The 17,335-nt window shown below is 43.7% G+C and carries 19 protein-coding genes; 12 read left to right on the top strand and 7 right to left on the bottom strand.

The window, feature by feature from the left end:
- Window positions 1–38 precede the first annotated feature (38 nt).
- Genes guaA through HZC34_01975 form a run of 4 tightly spaced genes read right to left on the bottom strand, consistent with a single transcriptional unit; the run spans window position 39 to window position 3,309 of the window.
- Entirely contained in the window at window positions 39–1,589 is a 1,551-nt protein-coding gene (gene guaA, locus HZC34_01990; protein ID MBI5700602.1) for a glutamine-hydrolyzing GMP synthase, read from the bottom strand.
- The gene (locus HZC34_01985; GenBank protein MBI5700601.1) at window positions 1,586–2,725 is read right to left on the bottom strand and encodes a GuaB3 family IMP dehydrogenase-related protein; all 1,140 of its coding nucleotides are present in this window, start codon (window positions 2,723–2,725) and stop codon (window positions 1,586–1,588) included. Before HZC34_01985 ends, guaA begins: the two co-directional genes overlap by 4 nt.
- Window positions 2,726–2,776: 51 nt before the next feature.
- On the bottom strand, window positions 2,777–2,929 hold the full coding sequence (locus HZC34_01980; protein ID MBI5700600.1) for a hypothetical protein: 153 nt from the start codon (window positions 2,927–2,929) through the stop codon (window positions 2,777–2,779).
- Window positions 2,902–3,309: a hypothetical protein gene (locus HZC34_01975; protein ID MBI5700599.1), complete on the bottom strand. Its 408-nt coding sequence runs from the start codon at window positions 3,307–3,309 to the stop codon at window positions 2,902–2,904. Before HZC34_01975 ends, HZC34_01980 begins: the two co-directional genes overlap by 28 nt.
- A 196-nt stretch (window positions 3,310–3,505) precedes the next feature.
- Here HZC34_01975 and HZC34_01970 point away from each other — a divergent pair, with 196 nt between their 5' ends.
- Window positions 3,506–5,326 carry a hypothetical protein gene (locus HZC34_01970; GenBank protein MBI5700598.1) on the top strand — a complete coding sequence of 607 codons (1,821 nt, stop codon included), beginning with the start codon at window positions 3,506–3,508 and terminating at the stop codon, window positions 5,324–5,326.
- A 10-nt stretch (window positions 5,327–5,336) separates the two neighbouring features.
- On the opposite strand, the gene HZC34_01965 is transcribed toward HZC34_01970, so the two are convergent.
- Complete coding sequence (locus HZC34_01965; GenBank protein MBI5700597.1) at window positions 5,337–5,648, bottom strand: YgiT-type zinc finger protein; 312 nt, start codon at window positions 5,646–5,648, stop codon at window positions 5,337–5,339.
- 81 nt (window positions 5,649–5,729) lie between these two features.
- Between HZC34_01965 and HZC34_01960 the strand changes: the two genes are divergently transcribed.
- The 8 genes from HZC34_01960 (at window position 5,730) to HZC34_01925 (ending at window position 12,332) form a co-directional block, all read left to right on the top strand.
- Window positions 5,730–6,377 carry a hypothetical protein gene (locus tag HZC34_01960; protein MBI5700596.1) on the top strand — a complete coding sequence of 216 codons (648 nt, stop codon included), beginning with the start codon at window positions 5,730–5,732 and terminating at the stop codon, window positions 6,375–6,377.
- A 10-nt stretch (window positions 6,378–6,387) separates the two neighbouring features.
- Window positions 6,388–7,488 carry a hypothetical protein gene (locus HZC34_01955; protein MBI5700595.1) on the top strand — a complete coding sequence of 367 codons (1,101 nt, stop codon included), beginning with the start codon at window positions 6,388–6,390 and terminating at the stop codon, window positions 7,486–7,488.
- A 101-nt stretch (window positions 7,489–7,589) separates the two neighbouring features.
- Window positions 7,590–7,904 carry a DUF4258 domain-containing protein gene (locus HZC34_01950; protein MBI5700594.1) on the top strand — a complete coding sequence of 105 codons (315 nt, stop codon included), beginning with the start codon at window positions 7,590–7,592 and terminating at the stop codon, window positions 7,902–7,904.
- The gene (locus HZC34_01945; GenBank protein MBI5700593.1) at window positions 7,892–8,107 is read left to right on the top strand and encodes a DUF2283 domain-containing protein; all 216 of its coding nucleotides are present in this window, start codon (window positions 7,892–7,894) and stop codon (window positions 8,105–8,107) included. The genes HZC34_01950 and HZC34_01945 overlap by 13 nt, the downstream gene beginning before the upstream one ends.
- Window positions 8,108–8,120: 13 nt before the next feature.
- The gene (locus tag HZC34_01940; protein MBI5700592.1) at window positions 8,121–9,371 is read left to right on the top strand and encodes a serine hydroxymethyltransferase; all 1,251 of its coding nucleotides are present in this window, start codon (window positions 8,121–8,123) and stop codon (window positions 9,369–9,371) included.
- Complete coding sequence (ftsE, locus tag HZC34_01935) at window positions 9,368–10,051, top strand: cell division ATP-binding protein FtsE (protein ID MBI5700591.1); 684 nt, start codon at window positions 9,368–9,370, stop codon at window positions 10,049–10,051. The genes HZC34_01940 and ftsE overlap by 4 nt, the downstream gene beginning before the upstream one ends.
- On the top strand, window positions 10,048–10,941 hold the full coding sequence (locus HZC34_01930; protein ID MBI5700590.1) for an ABC transporter permease: 894 nt from the start codon (window positions 10,048–10,050) through the stop codon (window positions 10,939–10,941). The genes ftsE and HZC34_01930 overlap by 4 nt, the downstream gene beginning before the upstream one ends.
- Before the next feature lie 2 nt (window positions 10,942–10,943).
- Complete coding sequence (locus tag HZC34_01925) at window positions 10,944–12,332, top strand: peptidylprolyl isomerase (protein ID MBI5700589.1); 1,389 nt, start codon at window positions 10,944–10,946, stop codon at window positions 12,330–12,332.
- On the opposite strand, the gene HZC34_01920 is transcribed toward HZC34_01925, so the two are convergent.
- Both HZC34_01920 and HZC34_01915 read right to left on the bottom strand, forming a co-directional pair.
- Window positions 12,319–13,716, bottom strand: a complete 1,398-nt coding sequence (locus HZC34_01920) for a phosphoglucomutase/phosphomannomutase family protein (GenBank protein MBI5700588.1) — start codon at window positions 13,714–13,716, stop codon at window positions 12,319–12,321. The genes HZC34_01925 and HZC34_01920 overlap by 14 nt on opposite strands.
- Entirely contained in the window at window positions 13,703–15,775 is a 2,073-nt protein-coding gene (locus HZC34_01915) for a penicillin-binding protein 1A (protein ID MBI5700587.1), read from the bottom strand. Before HZC34_01915 ends, HZC34_01920 begins: the two co-directional genes overlap by 14 nt.
- Window positions 15,776–15,791: 16 nt before the next feature.
- Here HZC34_01915 and HZC34_01910 point away from each other — a divergent pair, with 16 nt between their 5' ends.
- Genes HZC34_01910 through HZC34_01900 form a run of 3 tightly spaced genes read left to right on the top strand, consistent with a single transcriptional unit; the run spans window position 15,792 to window position 17,330 of the window.
- Window positions 15,792–16,088 (top strand): hypothetical protein, encoded by a 297-nt coding sequence (locus HZC34_01910; protein ID MBI5700586.1) that lies wholly within the window; start codon window positions 15,792–15,794, stop codon window positions 16,086–16,088.
- Window positions 16,089–16,098: 10 nt separating this feature from the next.
- Window positions 16,099–16,302: a hypothetical protein gene (locus tag HZC34_01905; protein ID MBI5700585.1), complete on the top strand. Its 204-nt coding sequence runs from the start codon at window positions 16,099–16,101 to the stop codon at window positions 16,300–16,302.
- Window positions 16,302–17,330, top strand: coding sequence for a hypothetical protein (locus HZC34_01900; GenBank protein MBI5700584.1), 1,029 nt, complete (start codon window positions 16,302–16,304; stop codon window positions 17,328–17,330). Before HZC34_01905 ends, HZC34_01900 begins: the two co-directional genes overlap by 1 nt.
- The last annotated feature ends 5 nt before the right edge of the window (window positions 17,331–17,335 follow it).

The following is a 17,335-nucleotide window of genomic DNA, read 5'->3' as shown; positions in this document are numbered from 1 at the left end:
TAAATAACTATCGAGCTATTTAGGCAAAAACTTGCAGTCTATTCCCACTCGATAGTCGAAGGCGGTTTTGAGGAAATATCGTAAACTACGCGGTTAATTTCAGGGCATTCATTAATGATCCTGCTAGACATCTTTTCAAGAAGTTCATATGGCAATTTTGACCAATCGGCCGTCATTGCATCGGTAGATGTGACCGATCGGATAGCAACTGTGTTCAAATAAGTACGCTTATCACCCATAACCCCAACTGTTCTAATAGGAAGCAAAACGCCAAAAGATTGCCAAACTTTTTTATAATATCCGGCGGCTTTGATCTCAGAAACGACTATATCGTCAACATCTTGCAATATCTTAACTCTTTCTTTTGTAACCTCGCCAATAATCCTTATCGCAAGGCCAGGGCCAGGGAATGGCTGGCGGGATATTATTTCATCCGGAACTCCAAGATCGCGGCCAAGCGCTCTAACTTCATCTTTAAATAGCTTCTTTAATGGCTCTATTAGTTTAAATTTGATATCTTTTGGCAATCCGCCGACATTATGATGCGTTTTAATTCGAACTGCGGTCGTAGCAGAAAGTCCGGGTACCGCTGATTCAATAACATCAGGGTAAAGCGTTCCTTGCGCCAAATATGGTAGATGTCCAAGTTTTTTTGCTTCTTCTTCGAATACACGAATGAATTCGTTGCCAATTCGATGGCGTTTTTCTTCTGGGTCCGAAATCCCTTTTAATTTCTCATAGAATCGTTCTGATGCATTAATGTGGATGAAATGGATCTTAAATTTTGAGGTAAATAACTCTTCGATCTTTTTGGCTTCGTTCTTTCGCATAAACCCTTGATCGATGAACATGCAAGTCAATTGTTCGCCAACGGCTTTGTGGACAAGAGCCGCAACCGTTGTTGAATCAACGCCGCCCGACAGCGCGCATAAAATTCTTTCTTTACCAAGTGTCGCCTGTATCTCTTTTACGGATTGGTCAATGAAATTAGCGGTAGTCCATGTCGGTTTGCAATCGGATACAATATATACGAAATTTTTTATTATTTCGAAGCCTTGCGGCGTATGGACAACTTCAGGATGGAATTGGACGCCGTATATTTTTCTTGTATGGTCGCCGATCGCCGCATTTTGAGTGTGCTCCGTATGTCCTAAGCCTACAAAACCATCAGGCAACTTTACAACCGAATCGCCATGGCTCATCCAAGTTTGTATCTCGTTCGGAAGCCCCGCAAAAAGATTTACTTCATCATTGATCGTTAATTGTGTTTTCCCGTATTCTTTGATCGATCCTTCTTTTACTTCACCGCCAAAAGCTTTTCCGATTAGCTGTACGCCATAACATATACCTAAGATCGGTATGCCGCTTTTGAAAATGTTTGGATCAGGATGGGGGGCGTTTTTCTCGTAAACGGAAGATGGGCCGCCGGAAAGGATAATACCCTTAACATTTCGTTTTTTTAGCTCTTCAACTGTTGTGTTGTAAGGGAGAATTTCGCAGTATACATTGCATTCGCGGACGCGGCGGGCTATGAGCATCGAGTATTGCGCGCCGAAATCGAGGACAACGATCAGATCGTGTTTACTCATTTGTACATGCCAAGAGACTGAGCTTTTTGGTAAACTTTTCCTTCGGTTAAGATCGAAGGAGCGATCACAACCTCAACTTGCTGCATCTCGCGGATGTTTACTGCGCCCAATGTTCCCATAGATGTCCGAAGGGCTCCAATAAAATTCATCGATCCGTCATCGAATTTTGCAGGGCCGTGCAATATCTCTTTTAATGAACCGATCGTTCCGACTTTTATCCTTGATCCTCGAGGAAGTGTAGGCGACGGCGTCGCCATGCCCCAATGGAATCCGCAGCCAGGAGCTTCGGAAGCTTTTGCGATCGGTGACCCGATCATAACGGCATCCGCACCGCAAGCTATAGCCTTGCACATATCGCCCGACACTGCCATACCGCCATCTGCGATGATTGGAATATAAATATTGTTCTCTTTATAGTAAGCGTCGCGCGCCGCGGCGCAATCGGCAATAGCCGTGGCCATCGGCACTCCGACGCCTAAAACCCCGCGCGAGGTGCAGGCGGCGCCGGGCCCGATCCCGACTAAAACTGCCGCAACACCTGTACCCATAAGCGTTAATGCTACTTCGTATGTAACACAATTTCCGACGATCACCGGCACTTTCATCTCATGGCAGAATTTTTTTAGGTCCAAAGGCTCGGATGTCTTTGATTTGTGTTTTGTCGAAAGGACGGTCGATTGGACGACAAAAATATCAACGCCTGCATCGCGTGCGATAGTACCAAATTCGATGGCATCTTGCGGGATAGATGATACCGCAGCGATCCCGCCGGCGGCTTTTATCTCCTTAATTCTTTTTCCGATAAGGTCTTTTTTGACCGGTTCAAGATAAAGTTTTTGCATTAGCGGGACATATTCCTCGCGGCTGACGGAAGCTATTTGTTCCAATACTTTTTCGGCGTTTTCGTAGCGCGTCCAAACGCCTTGGAGATTAAGAACGCCCAATCCTCCAAGCTTGCTCATTAGGACGGCAGTTTTGGGGCTCATAACTCCGTCCATCGCGGAAGCGATGATCGGGATCTGGAACTTCTTTTTGCCGATCTCAACCGAAACATCCGTATCATCCGGGTTGATCGTTATAATTGACGGGGCAAGCGATATCTCGTCAAATCCGTATGCGCGCCTGAATTCTGCCATATTGTTTACTCCTTTTCGTCGACTTGTTCGGGCCTTTCGCCTAATTTCCCCTTAATTGAATAATTTTTTCCGTCCCTGTATATTACCATACTTATTTCTTTCACTGTTTGGCTTTAACTGTGAAACGATCTTTTGTACCTCATCTGAAGTTTTGACCTTTTCCCCATTCACTTGTTTTATGACATCGTATTGTTTAAACCCCATTTGGGCAGCGGGCGAATCCTAAGGTCTTGCAGTACCTCTTTTGCGGAATTAATTGGAATAGCAAAGCCTATACCTTGCGCTTGCGCGACGATCGCAACATTAACGCCGATGACTTCTCCTTTTTGGGGTATGATCTTGTCTTCAAAAAAATTCTTGAAGCGCGGATCGAAATCAAACCCGAAGCCAAAATCTTTTACAAAACCAGAAAAGGGGTTGATGAACCTGGTCTTTTGCATTTTAACGACGTCAATATTTACAACGGCATTGCCAACTTTTTCAACGACATCGGCAATAGTATTGCAGCCGTTCTGCCCCGGAACTTTTTCCTCGAGGATTGCGGGAGCGGCCGCCACATTAAGCGAAAGGGCTTGGACTAGCATTATGAAGCAATAAAGGCATAACAATTTAATTTTGATTTTCAATAATATACACCTCTCCCTTCTTGATGTTTTTGTAAATTGTTGGTTATTTTATCAAGCGCGCAAAAAAAAGTCAAATCTTCCTTGACAATTTCACATACTATGAGTATTATTCTATGAGTATTATTCCATCGGATGTATTAACGGAGGTAAGAATATGAAAAAAAATTATTACTATTCTTTGTTGGTCATTGGGATTTGGTCATTGGTCATTGCCACGCTAGTGGCTGGCTGTGGCGAACAAAAAGGTTCATACGGCGGAGGGGATCAATCTTCTTCCGTTAAAGTATCAAATCTTTTTGATGTTTCAGGAGCTAAAGCGATTGTTTCTGCCGCATCAACTGGAACGAGCGGTTTAGCCCTGGCAAAAGACGTTAAAGCGCTGGTCGCCAACGTAACTGACCTTTTGAAATTAACCGCTTCGGGAGAGTTTTCATCAATATTGAATCTGCCGTCTGGTTCCCGCCCTCCAATTTCCGTAATTGAAAAAAGCCCGGATGGTTCGCTTTACGTCGGTTTCCAATGGGGCGTTTGGATCCAAGACTCTTCAACATCAGAATCCCGCGGAAGGCAAATAGCTTTCTTTAGGATATATCCAACCGGCACGACTGAATCAGTCGATGATACCCTTAATGGCGTTGGCACATGGTACGGGGATTCAAACAATGGTGATCTTCCTGTAAAACAAGTACAATGGGATAATGACGGGAACCTTTATTATCTCGGCACCGCGCAGGGTTCGGGCGGCGGGACAACAGTCCTCAAGAAAAAGACGCCGGCAGGAGTACTTTCGCAGATCGGGAACAGCCAGATGGCTGTCAGGGATTTTTATGTTTGCCCGAACGGGTTCGTTCTTTTTCACGGGTCCGATGCCGGGAATTGGAGCATCGAATGGCTGCGCCTGATCTACAACAATTCGGTCAAAAGTATTTTCTATAACGACGGCTACACCGGATGGCTTAGGTCATACTATTATGTGCCAAGCAATAACAGCATTATATTGGTCGGCACAAATCTACAGATAAAAGACCAAAATGACAATTTCTTGAAATATTCCGGCATCATACAAGTCAAGCTTGATACGACGGGGAAGATCACGTCGGTCAAGTCGTTATATGATGATTCGAACGCATGGGACGATTCAAGGACAATATCAAACCAAATACTTTATGGCTACTGGGATGGGACCGAGCAAAAAAGATTTTTCAAACAGGATAGCTGGGGAGGCACATCCCTTCCTCTGTCCCTTGAAAGCGGAGTTTCGGAAGAAACTGTACGCAATTTCATCAGGGAAAAATATTTTTCAACGACCACCGATACCTTAGGCGGTTTAACATTTGAAGCGATGAACATTACCGGTACCGGCGAATCCGTCCATGGCGCTTGGGTTTCAAATATTGCCGATAAAATAAGCGTTGAAGTAAATGCGCACTTGGCAGGCACAACAAAAAACGAATGGAAAATAGCCAACGGCCTTCAGGGGGTCAATTTCGGCTGGGCAAAACAATTGGTCCTCGCTGACAATGGATCATTATACGCCATATTAAAATTGGACAGCTGGTCTTCGGGGACATCGGCCGTCAAGGGCGACAGGATTTACAGGATAGTGAACTCAAGCGGAGAGCCGAGCATCGAAGCATTTTCCAGGCACTCAAAATACAGGACGATCAATAAGGCCCGCGCTTACGGGGATTATTTGATCTATCTAGCGAACAACGGCGGAGAAAGCAAGATACTTCGCAACGACCTTACAAGCGTTTCAACTAGCCCGGTAGATATGACATCGAGCAAATCAAGCGTAATAATCTACAGCTTTAACTTTAACCCGTTGTCGAGTTTGCTGTATTTTGACGTATACGACATGACCAACAATACATCATACGTGGTTGAACAATTGATCACAAGCGCAACAGCTTCATCTGAAAAATCAACAGCCGGCAAGATCATTACGGATGTAGTGCCATTTACTGTTAATTAATAGCTAACGATTATTTGCGCCGCTTGACCCTGTGGGTAGCTTTTTTGAGAGGAGCCTTTCCGTCTTGATATTCTTTTGCCGTATCCATCATCTTTTCAAACTCAATAAGGGTCGGTTCCGGCACCCACATCTCTCCGCATCCTTCGCAAATGTATGCGGAAACGTTTTCCATTAAATAAAGCTTGCCATTTTCAAACTCCTCAAGGTTGACTTTTTCGGCCTTTAGCACGCCGCCGCAGGCTTGGCACGATTCGGAGGCTTCAGAAAATACTTCTTCCATCTCATTTTCGATATCATTTTCGTTTTTTTCTTTTTTTGGCATGGAGGCATTATAACTTTGAAACTCCGGCTTGACAAGTAAAAAAAATATCTATAAGCTGTAACGAATAGAGGTGGTTATCTAATGAAAAAAACAATTACTTTGATCGTTTTATCCGGGTTCATTTGCTTCTTATCTGTACAGGCTTTCGCCGCGACTGCTCAAGAAAAGATAGATAAGCTCCAAAGCGAGATCACCGCGCTCCAATCAAAATTATCGAATACAAAAAACAAGACGCAGATCGCACGCATGAATAAAACAATTAAGGGGCATCAAGCCAAGATCGAAGAGTTAAAGAAGGAACTTCCTGCCGATTCGCAATTAAAGCTTGAGATCACAAAAGTGCAAATAGTTGAAAAATCCGCAAGATCTTTAACCCTAAAGGGTGGATTAGCAGGAGGAGCGGCGCTTTTTGCGGCAGATTATCTAATGCCGATGGGACCTGTTTTTCTTGGCGGCGAAATCGGTTATGCTATGGGCAGCGGTTTCGGCATAATTGATGCCGGCGCAAAAGTACTTTACCCAATAGGCAATTTCAATGTCGGACTTGAGCTTGCTTACGCTGGTTATTCAAAAGATGTGACAAACGTCCCCGGGCTTTCTGGAGTTATCAAGAGCGGAATAGGATTTGGCATCGTAGGCGGTACAAAGATGGGGCCTGTTCAAGTTGGATTAGGCTATAATACTGGGTTAGGGCTTCGGGTTGACGCTGGCTACAGATATTATTTATAAGGAGAAGAACATGAAAAGATTTAGATTTGGGATTTTGATTTGGATCTTGGTTTTTGGATTTGGGATTTCTGTGTTAACGGTGGGATGTGCCAAGGTTAATGAAACAACAGCAACCTGCGTTGTAAAAGGGATCGTTTATGCTGCGAACGGGACTACTCCTCTTGGAGGGGTCAAAGTTTGGACAACAGGATCTATTATTGAAACTTTTACAAAATCTGATGGCTCTTACACATTAAATGTCCCTGTAACTTCAGCCTCTGTCACAAAAATAGTGACGGTCGAATCAGGATCTTGGAAAATCGATTTCACCGTCACTCTCGAATCCGGCACAACGGTAAATGTTGCTACTTCTGAAACCACTTTTACTCCAGCCAATTTAACTGCTCCAAAAGATATTGCCGTAATAAAAGGATCTTATGATACAATTGAAAATATAATTACAAAATTAGGTTTTACTTATACAACCATAGAAGTTTCGGATTTGGCAAATTATGCCTTCATAAGCACTTTTGAGGCAATTTTCATTAATTGCGGGGCTTCCACTTCCAATTTTACTTCGACTGCTGAAACTAACTTAAAAAACTTCGTGGAGGTCGCAGGAAAATCCCTTTATGCTTCTGACTGGGCAGCTGCTTTCGTAGAACCCTTATGGCCAAGTGCGATCGACTTTTATGGCAGCGATTCTACTGCTACGGCGACCGCTGAATCTATTTCTGCGGCCAAAGTCGGCACGGGATCAAAAACAGTTGAAGCTACTGTTATTGATTCGAACTTAATAAATAATGTTTTAGGCAAATCTACGATAAGCATTTATTATGATTTAGGCGGCTGGGTTGTTATTTCAGGAGAAGGGACGGATACTGCCGTGCTTCTTCGTGGAAGTCCGACAATTTCCGGTTCTTCTGCCAACGTTTTAAGTGAGTCAGTAAGAATTGCATCCGGAATTTCTGCATCAGGAACGGTGTCAGACAAGCCGCTTGCAGTTCAATTCAAGCCAGCAGGCGCTTCTAAAGGCACAGTTGTCTATACCACGTTCCATAATGAGGCGCAAGAAAGCCTTGTAACTGCCGATATGGAAAAAATGCTGCAGTATTTCATTATAACCTTATAGCCGCAGATAAGCATTGTTCTTGTCATGTAAGGCTCCGACGCAACATCGGAGCTTTGTTTTTTTGACGCACAAATTATTTTATGTTAGAATAAATCACGATAATGTGGGAAAAAATTAAATTCGAAATTAATTCGGCGCTTGGCTGTTTGATAAGAACAAATTCACAACACTGGAATCTAATAACAAAAATAAAACATCCGGAAATAGACGGGAAAGAAAAAGAGGTTATTGAATCGATAAAACATCCCGTTGAAATCAGGAGGAGCTTAAAAGATAGATCGGTTTATTTATATTACAAAAAATCAGGGAATTATTATTATTGCGTTGTAGTAAAGCATTTGAATGGCGAAGGATTTATTATTACGGCTTATTTGACAAAAAATATCAAAGAGGGTGAAATAGTATGGAAAAAATAAGAATTATGTATGATGAAGTCGGAAATACGTTGGATATCTGGCTAAAAAAACCGCAAAAAACCATAAATGAAGAAACCGGCAAGGAGATCATACTTAAAAAAGATAAAAAAGGGAATTTGTTAGGTTTTGAAATATTAAACTATCTCCCCATCGGCGGGAAAATAAGCAAAATTCCAGTTGAATTTGTCTTATCGAGTAAATAATAAGGAAATAACAATGCAACATTTCGACCTGGAAAATATCCGCAAATTCGACCCGGAGATTGCAAAAGCTTTTGATTTAGAATTTGACCGCCAGCAAACCCATCTCGAATTGATAGCATCCGAAAATTTCACTTCCCGCGCAGTTATGGAAGCCGCAGGGTCTGTCATGACAAACAAGTATGCCGAAGGATATCCCGGCAAACGATATTACGGCGGATGCCAATATGTCGATATTGCGGAAGACTTGGCGAGAGAGAGAGCGAAAAAACTTTTTGGGGCGGATCATGCCAATGTCCAGCCTCATTCGGGATCCCAAGCCAACATGGAAGCATACTTTGCCTGCTTAAACTATGGAGATACTGTATTAGGATTAAATCTTTCTCACGGCGGCCATTTAACTCATGGAAGCTCTGTTAATATCTCCGGCACATATTTTAAATTCGTTCCCTATGGCGTAAATAAAGAAACAGAAACCATCGATTACGATGAATTAAGAAAATTAGCGCACGAACATAAGCCCAAAATGATCGTTACAGGCGCAACAGCTTATCCCAGAATAATCGATTTTAAAAAGTTCAGTGAAATCGCAAAAGAAGTCGGCGCATTATTGATGGTTGATATAGCTCACATTGCGGGACTCGTTGTTGCGGGTCTTCATCCATCGCCTGTTCCTGTTGCAGAAATTGTAACCACGACAACCCATAAGACTTTGCGGGGCCCAAGGGGCGGCATGATCATGTGCAAAGCCGATTACGCCCAAAAGATAGACAAAGCTGTATTCCCCGGCAACCAAGGCGGACCTCTAATGCATATTATTGCGGCAAAAGCTGTCGCCTTCAAAGAAGCTTCAACTCCTGAATTTAAAAAATACCAGGAACAGATCGTTAAAAATGCTAAAGTTTTGGCAACAGAGCTTACGGCAAACGGCTTCCGGCTTGTGTCAGGCGGTACCGATAACCATCTAATGCTTGTAGACCTTAGGGTAAAGAAGGTTACCGGAAAAGAAGCCGAAAAGGTCTTGGACGAAGTGGGCATTACTATAAACAAAAATACAATACCTTTTGATCCCGAAAAACCGTTTGTAACATCCGGTATCAGGGTTGGGACGCCTGCCATAACTACTCGCGGTATGAAAGAGCCTCAAATGAAAAAGATAGCCGAATTCATAGATCGCGCTATCGAAAATAAAGAAAACGAAACCAAGAAAAAAGAGATCCGCGAAGAAGTCAAGAAACTATGCCTGGAGTTCCCATTATATAGATGATCGAACTTAAGAACGTATCAAAAATATATCCAAACGGCGTTGAAGCGCTATTCGACGTCAATCTCCACATCGGCAAGGAAGAATTCGTTTTTATTGTGGGGTCGTCAGGGGCAGGCAAAACAACTCTCATGAAAATGCTTTACCGCGAAGAATGGCCGACTTCGGGAAAAGTTATCGTCGACAGGATCAATGTTTCGGACTTGACCCCGGAACAGGTGCCTTATTTGCGAAGGAATATCGGGGTTGTTTTCCAGGATTTTAAATTGCTCCAGAGAAGGACCGTTTACGAGAATGTGGCATTTGCACTGCAGGTAACTTCCGTGCCAAGGTCGCAGATAAGGCGCCGCACAATGCAGGCGCTCGAACTTGTCCAAATGTTCAAAAGGTCTTCGTCGTTCCCCGAACACCTCTCCGGCGGAGAGAAACAAAGGGTCTGCATAGCCCGCGCAATAGTCAACAATCCGACGCTGCTTTTGGCTGACGAACCGACAGGAAATCTTGACCCTACGACTTCTTGGGAGATCATGGAGCTATTAGACAAGATCAACAGGCGCGATACAACAGTCCTTGTCTCGACCCATAACAAAAACATCGTCGACAGCATGAAGCGGAGGGTCGTAGCGCTAGACAACGGAAGGGTCATCCGCGACCAGCAATTAGGAGTTTACAACCAGCCATGAAATTCTTAAACAATCTGGAATTCTTTTTTGTCGAAGCTTTCCGCGGGATCAAGCGCTCCGGCTTAATGAGCATTGTTGCGATAGGCATCGTGACCGTATCGCTTTTCATCTTCGGGCTTTTCCTCATCTTTATCGCTAACCTTGGGCATATTGTTTCAAATGTCGGAGCAAGGCTTGACATGGTAGCCTATGTCAATAAGAATTTGAGCAGCGACAACGCGGCATCCCTCCAGCTTTCAATTTCAAAAATATCCGGCATCGAAGAAGTGAGATATATCTCTAAAGAAGAAGCCTGGAAAAATTTCAAGGAAGATTTCGGCGGAAGGCTGAACCTTGACGAACTTGTGCGCGACAATCCGCTTCCTAATACATACGCTATAAAAGTCAGGACCCCGGATCTTCTGCCTCATGTGGCCGAAGAAGTTGCGAAATATTCCGAGATCGAGGAAGTAAGGTACAGCGGGAAACTGATAAAGCAAATACAGACCCTGATTGAAGCCGTCAGGATCGGGGGCGCCGGGCTTATGGTATTATTGTTCGCCGCAACGCTTCTAATCGTAGTTAATACCATAAGGCTGACCGTCCTTGCCCGGGCGACAGACATTTATATCATGAAGCTTGTCGGCGCAACAGAATCTTTTGTAAGGTGGCCGTTCGTGATCGAGGGAATAATTATCGGCATCTTGGGAGGAGGAATAGGCGTATTTGTCCTAAAATCGCTTTATGAAACAATAGCTTACCGCATACAGGCGGCGCTCCCGTTCCTGCCGCTTATTTACAGCGGAGGAGTCCTGGTATCAATTTATATCGGGGTATTTGCAAGCGGACTTATTCTCGGGATGCTTGGAGGGTATATTTCCGTTTCAAGGCTTATAAAAGATAAGGAGTAGAAATGCTGACATTTTTAAGGAAAAAAACAAAAATAATAATGATCATTGTTGCGGTAGTATTTGTGGGATCGATGTTTTACGGCTTGGGCTACGCGGGTATTAAGCAGATCTCTAGCGGGAAAAATGCCGGGTTCATAAAGATCAACGGCAAGGAAGTCGATCCTATGAGGTTCAATGATATCTTTTCAAGGATCAGGCAGAATTTTCCGGAAGCTCTTAAGCCATCCGACCTCCTTTTTGTCCAAAATCTCGCGTTATCGCAAACGATCGATTTTTCAATAATACTTGACGAGGCAAGGAAACGGCAAAGGATATCAAATGATGAGCTAAATGCAACTCTCGACCAAATAGCAAAACAGCAAAAATTCAATTCAATCGGTGAACTTAAAAATGCAATGGAAAGGTCTAATGTGTCTTTTTCCAAGTTCAGGAAAATGATAAGGGATGAAATAGCAGTGCAGAAGATGGTCCAAGAAATAAGAAACCAGGCGCCATTTTCCCCAAACGATTTGAAAGAGATAAAGGCTAGCCACATTTTGATTACTATCAAGCCTAACATCCAGAATTCAGAAGAAAAATCACGGAAATTGGCAGAGGAAATAAAAGCACGCGCGGAAAAAGGCGAAAATTTCGCTGCTCTTGCCAAAAAATACTCTGAAGACCCAGGCTCAAAAGACAGGGGAGGGGACCTGGGATTTTTTTCGACTGGATCAATGGTCAAGCCTTTTGAAGATCTTGCCTATTCGTTAAAGATCGGCGATGTTGGCGGGCCTGTCAAAACGGATTTCGGCTACCACATAATTAAAGTTAGCGATGCGCGCGTTAGGGTAATAAAGGGGAAATCCGATGTCGAGGCGGCTGTCCGCCAAGAAAAACAGGAGAGAGCCTTCCAAGATTGGTTTTATAAATTGAAGCAAAAGGCAAAAGTTGAGATATTAGATTCGAATATGCGCGCGCTTGACCTTCGGTTTAAGGGCAAGGTTTCAGAAGCAATCGCGGAATACAAAAGATCGATCGCCCAAAACCCCCAAAATGCATACCCGCACTTGTTCCTAGGCCTGCTCTTGGAGGATTCAGGGGATATCAAGTCGGCGATATCAGAATACAAAAATGCCGCAAGCATAGCGGCGGCCGACCCGAACATGTATATTGTCCTTGGCCAAGCTCTTGTAAAAAACAACGAAAAAAACCTCGCGGCAGAACAGTTCAGGAAGGCTTCGCTTATTGCGGGCGACAACAAGAACCTGCATAAGGAGCTCCAGAAGACTTATAAAAGCATGGGCATGGGCGGCCTTGCGGCAAAGGAAATGGAAGAAATAATCAGGATCGAAAAGAAAGAGGCTTTTGAGAGGGGCCTTCAGGAAAAGTCGAGCAAGATCAAGACCGAGTAAATAGCTTCTGACCGTATGATAACAACAATTTTACGTTGTCCATCGTTTTGCCTTCGGCGTAGATCCTAAGCAATGGTTCAGTCCCTGATGCCCGGAACAATATCCACGATTCATCTGCAAAATTGAGTTTTACGCCGTCCAACGTCTCAACTTTTGAAACAGAAAGTCCTCCAAATTCCTTGAGTTCAACCAATTCTTTCATTATTGGACCGAATATCTCGCGGCTTAAATGGAGATCGATCCTATCATAATAGAAGAAACCATGTTTCTTCATGATCTCGTTTAGATTTTGCGATAAGGTCTTCTTTGTTATGGCCACAAGCTCGAGCAGAAGCAAAGCGTTAAGAGATCCGTCTCTTTCGGGAATATTGCCGATTATGCCAAGGCCTCCGCTTTCCTCGCCGCCGATCAATACACCTCCTCTCAAGAATTGGTCAGCGATGTATTTGAATCCGATCGGGGTCTCTATTATCTCAAGCCCATATTCTTTCGCCTGGAATTCGACAAGCCTTGAAATATTAAAGGTCTTGACGATCTTTCCCTTTAGTTTTTTATTCTCGACCAAATGCTTCAAGATCAAAGAAAAGACATAATGGGACGAAATATAAGTCCCATCGGGATCGTACGCCGCGATCCTATCGGCATCGCCGTCTATCGCAATGCCAACAGTTAATTTATTCTTATTTTCTCCGTCTTTTACTATCGAACTTAATTCGGAGAGATTAACAGGCAGCGGTTCGGGAGCAACCCCATGGAAAAGAGGATCGCGATTATTATTTATTTCGACTAAATCAGGCAAAAGCTCTTTTAAGAAAGAAGATCCGCTGCCGTTCATCGGGTCAAGGACCATAGTGATCCCCGCGCTCTTTATCTTATTGAGATCAACAAATGAAGCTATGTGCTTTAAATAATCGGGTTTGGGATCGAAAGTCTCAATTTCTCTTTTGATGTTGGACGTTGGAAGTTGGAGGTTTAAAGATTGAAGTTCGGCTTCAATCGCTTGCGTCACTTCCGGCCTTGCAGATCCGCCAAAAGATTCTTTTATCTTAAAACCGTTCCAGGCGCTTGGATTGTGGCTTGCGGTTATCATTATACCGGCGGAAAGTTTTTGCGAATATACATAATATGAAAGAGCGGGGGAAGGAAGCGATATTTCCGATAAGAATGTTTTGATCCCTGCATTTGAACAGATCTCCGCTGATTTCCTTGCAAAATCCTCTGATTGGAACCTGTTGTCGTACCCGACGGCAATGCCTTTATCCGCCAGGCCAGAATTTACAAGGTATCTTATAAATGCATATGTTACTTTTGAAAGGTTTTCAAATGTAAAATCCCGTGCGATCTCCGCCCTCCAGCCGTCGGTGCCGAACTTAATTGATGCCATCAGTAGGTATTCCTTCCGTTTCTTTTAATTGCTCATCTGAACTTCCTTCCGGCTCGTCTTCTTTCTCTTCGACCGCGTCTTTCTCCGTCGGGTGGATATAACATTCGGCTATCGGAATATCCTTTTCAAAATACTTGGCAGAAACGATCTTATCCTTGGGACAGGATGAATTAGGAAGCAGGCCCGAGCTTAAACAGATTTTTACGGCCACAAGCCCTTGAGGTTTCTGGAAATCGACCGCAGGATATACTCCCATGGCTTTAGACATAAACTCCCTCCAAAGCCTTGGGCAGACTGCAACTTCGGCAACTCCTTTCATATGGGCATTGTTGTCGTTTCCGACCCAAACACCGCAAACAAGGTGGGGAGTAAAACCTACAAACCATGCATCGCGGAAATCCTGCGAAGTCCCTGTTTTTGCCGCCGCAGGCCTTCCGATATTCCCTGCAACGCCCGTACCGCGCAAGATAACGCCTTCCATCATCTCATCCATTACTGCCGCGACATTATCAGAAAGCACTCTTTTCCCTCGAGCCTCGTGCTGAAATATCACGTTTCCATTACGGTCGACGATCTTTGTAATGGCAACAGGCTCAAATCTGACGCCGTTGTTCGCAAAAACACCGAAAGCAGATGTCATTTCGTATAACGTAACTTCCGATGCGCCCAAAGCAAGGGATAAGGCAGGCTCAAGCCTGCTTGTTATTCCCATCCTTTGCGCAATTGAGATCGCGGCCGAAACACCGATATCCTGGAGCAACTGAATGGCTGGAATGTTTAGCGACTTTTCAAGAGCGGTCTGCAGGGTAACGTTCCCGTGGAACTTTTTGTCGAAGTTTTTTGGCGACCAGCTTCCGCGAGGGTTCCACTTGTTCCGGTAAACTTTAAAACTTATCGGCTTATCTTCGATCACTGTGCCGGGAGATATCCCTTTTTCGATCGCCGCAGCATAGATGAACGGCTTAAATGAAGAGCCTGGCTGGCGCTTAGCCTGGACAGCACGATTAAATTGGCTTTTAACAAAATCCACCCCGCCGACCATCGCTTTTATATGGCCGGAGCGGGGATCGATCGCTATCAATGATGCCTGCGAGAAATTGTATTTTGGCCCTTCGCCCTCTGCAAAACGCTTAACAGCCTCTTCAGCCGCAATCTGCATGTTAGGGTCAAGCGTCGTGTAAACCCTTAAACCGCCTTTATTGACCATTTCCTCCCCATATTTTTCGGTCAACAATTGGAGGATGTAATCTACAAAATACGGCGCCATGTTGCCGAATTTCCTTAAATTTTCAGGATAAATAGGAAGTATCTCCTGGAAGGCGTTTTGGGCTTCGGTTAAAGATGTAAGCCCCAGGTCGACCATTTTGGCCAGTACCAGTTTTTGCCTCCCTTTTGCAAGCTTCATATTCTTATAAGGGGAAAAAAGCTCCGGCCCTTCAATAATGCCTGCAAGCATTGAAGCTTCGGCAAGCGTCAGGTCTTTTGCATGCTTGTCAAAATAAAGGTCAGATGCCGATTCGATGCCGTAAGCGTTATGCCCGAAATAAATCTGGTTCAAATAATATTCGAGTATTTCTTGTTTTGTGAATCGATGCTCGATCTGCAGGGCAATAATGATCTCTGCGAATTTTCTGACAATGCTTTTTTGCCGGGTCAAGAACAAGTTGCGGGCAAGCTGCTGGGTAATTGTTGATCCGCCTTCAACGATCCTGCCGCATAATAAATTTTTTCCCGCCGCCCTTAGTATCCCTTGAAAATCGACCCCGTTATGGGAATAAAACCTCTCATCCTCGATTGAGATCACGGCTTTCTTAATATACGGGCTTATACTAGACATTTGCACAACGCGCCTGTTTTCCTCTTTGTGGAAGCGGGCCATCGGATTGCTGTCTGACGAAAATAAAGTCGTCGATTCCGATGGGATATAATAATCAAGCGTTTCGACTTTTGGAAGCGTGAGCATTGTTTGGACAAATATGCCAACGATCGCGGCTGCAATAATTAAAATGACAATAAGCAAGGATCGAGGTCTTTTTTTAGGCGTTTTCTTCTGGTTCATTGTGTATAATTATATCATGATTGCATGCAAGTTTATTGCGATTGGATGCGATATACATTGTGGAGGCGAAATTATCATGGCAGAGATCGATCCGAACGGAGGAATGGGGAGAGGTTTTAGTGACGCGGCTTCGGCTAAATCACGCGGGGTCCCATCCGGCAGGCTCGCATTAACAGGCGCAAGAGGTTTGCTGGAAGTTAGCCTAAACGGTGTAGCAGGAGCATTATTGCCAAAAAAAAATATAGCTGAAGTACCGACAATGCCTGTACAAACACCCGGTGCAATTGCGCCGAAAACAAATACGGTAATCTAAGAGGAGAATTATGTTTGATATTAACTGGATTTCATTTTCACTTGGATTTATAGCTATGTTAACATTGATAAATGCTTATCAATTGTTTTCCGCGTATATTAACCGCAAAAAAGCAAAAGCTGAATTGAAGGATATCCGTGAAAGTTTCCAAAAAAAACTCGCACAATTCAGGATTGAATCTTCTAATATTGAAAATTACCTGGGGGTTAAATAATGGCAGAAATCGCGCCAGCGGCGCCAATAACACGCAGGCCGCCTGAACGAATCGGAAAAGCTCCAAGGAGGGAATCTGATGTCCCATCCGGAGCATTGCCTGTAGATGCCGCAATTATTCGCGGAGATATTGCGCCAGGAGCCGGAACTTCAGCCGCAGCTAAAGTCGCCATACCGGACGACAATGAAAAAAGGACGCCCGGCGGGTTTTTAAGGGCAAAATTCAACCGCATGTGCGAACAATCAGAATCATCTCTTAGGCTTTCAAAGAAATTCGCTGACAAGGTGGACAAGCTAATAGATAAAGACGGGAATATCGATCTAAAACAATTGAAGGCATTGATCCTTGAAGACACAGGATTATCTGACGATAATTTCAAGGAAGACAATTTCCTAAAGCTTTTTGGCGATGGGAAAGCTTCTATAAGCTACATAGACCTGAAAAACCGAATAGATTTCTACCAGCAAGTATTATATGCACGGTACCAGTTGACCAGAGAAGGGTTCCTCCAGATCATGAGGAAAGATGAGATCGTATATTATAAATTACATGGTTCCGAGGATAATATTGACGTAACAGGGCTTGGACGAAACGACAAGGAAACATATAATAAATATCTTGATTTGGCATGGCGCGCATATTATACGTCGGCAGCTTCAAGAGAAGAGCAAGTTTCAAGATACGAAGAATGGCAAAAGACCAAAGAAGACCCGCCAAAACATATAAAGACATTGTTGTTTTATATCTATCATGCCGCATACGAATCGTATTGCTTGAGAAACAATATCGAGTTTGATGGTGTCGATCTGAATAATGCCAGAATAAAAGATAGATTTTTAAGAGGCATTTTTTCGGCTTTCATTAAAGAAGGCGGTTTCGACAAAAAAGATCTTAATTCTTCATTTTGGAACTTCTTGAGGCCAAAAGCCAAAGAAAAATACTATATCAATGAAGCGGTTATTAACGCATTTTATCTTAAAAATGTAAAGGATTCCAAGCTGCCGGAAATAGCTGTTCCGACAAAATAAACTCG

The sequence above is a fragment of the Candidatus Saganbacteria bacterium genome (assembly GCA_016223245.1).
Classification (GTDB): domain Bacteria; phylum Margulisbacteria; class WOR-1; order XYC2-FULL-46-14; family XYC2-FULL-37-10; genus JACRPL01.
This window is presented reverse-complemented; position numbering and strand designations above follow the sequence as displayed.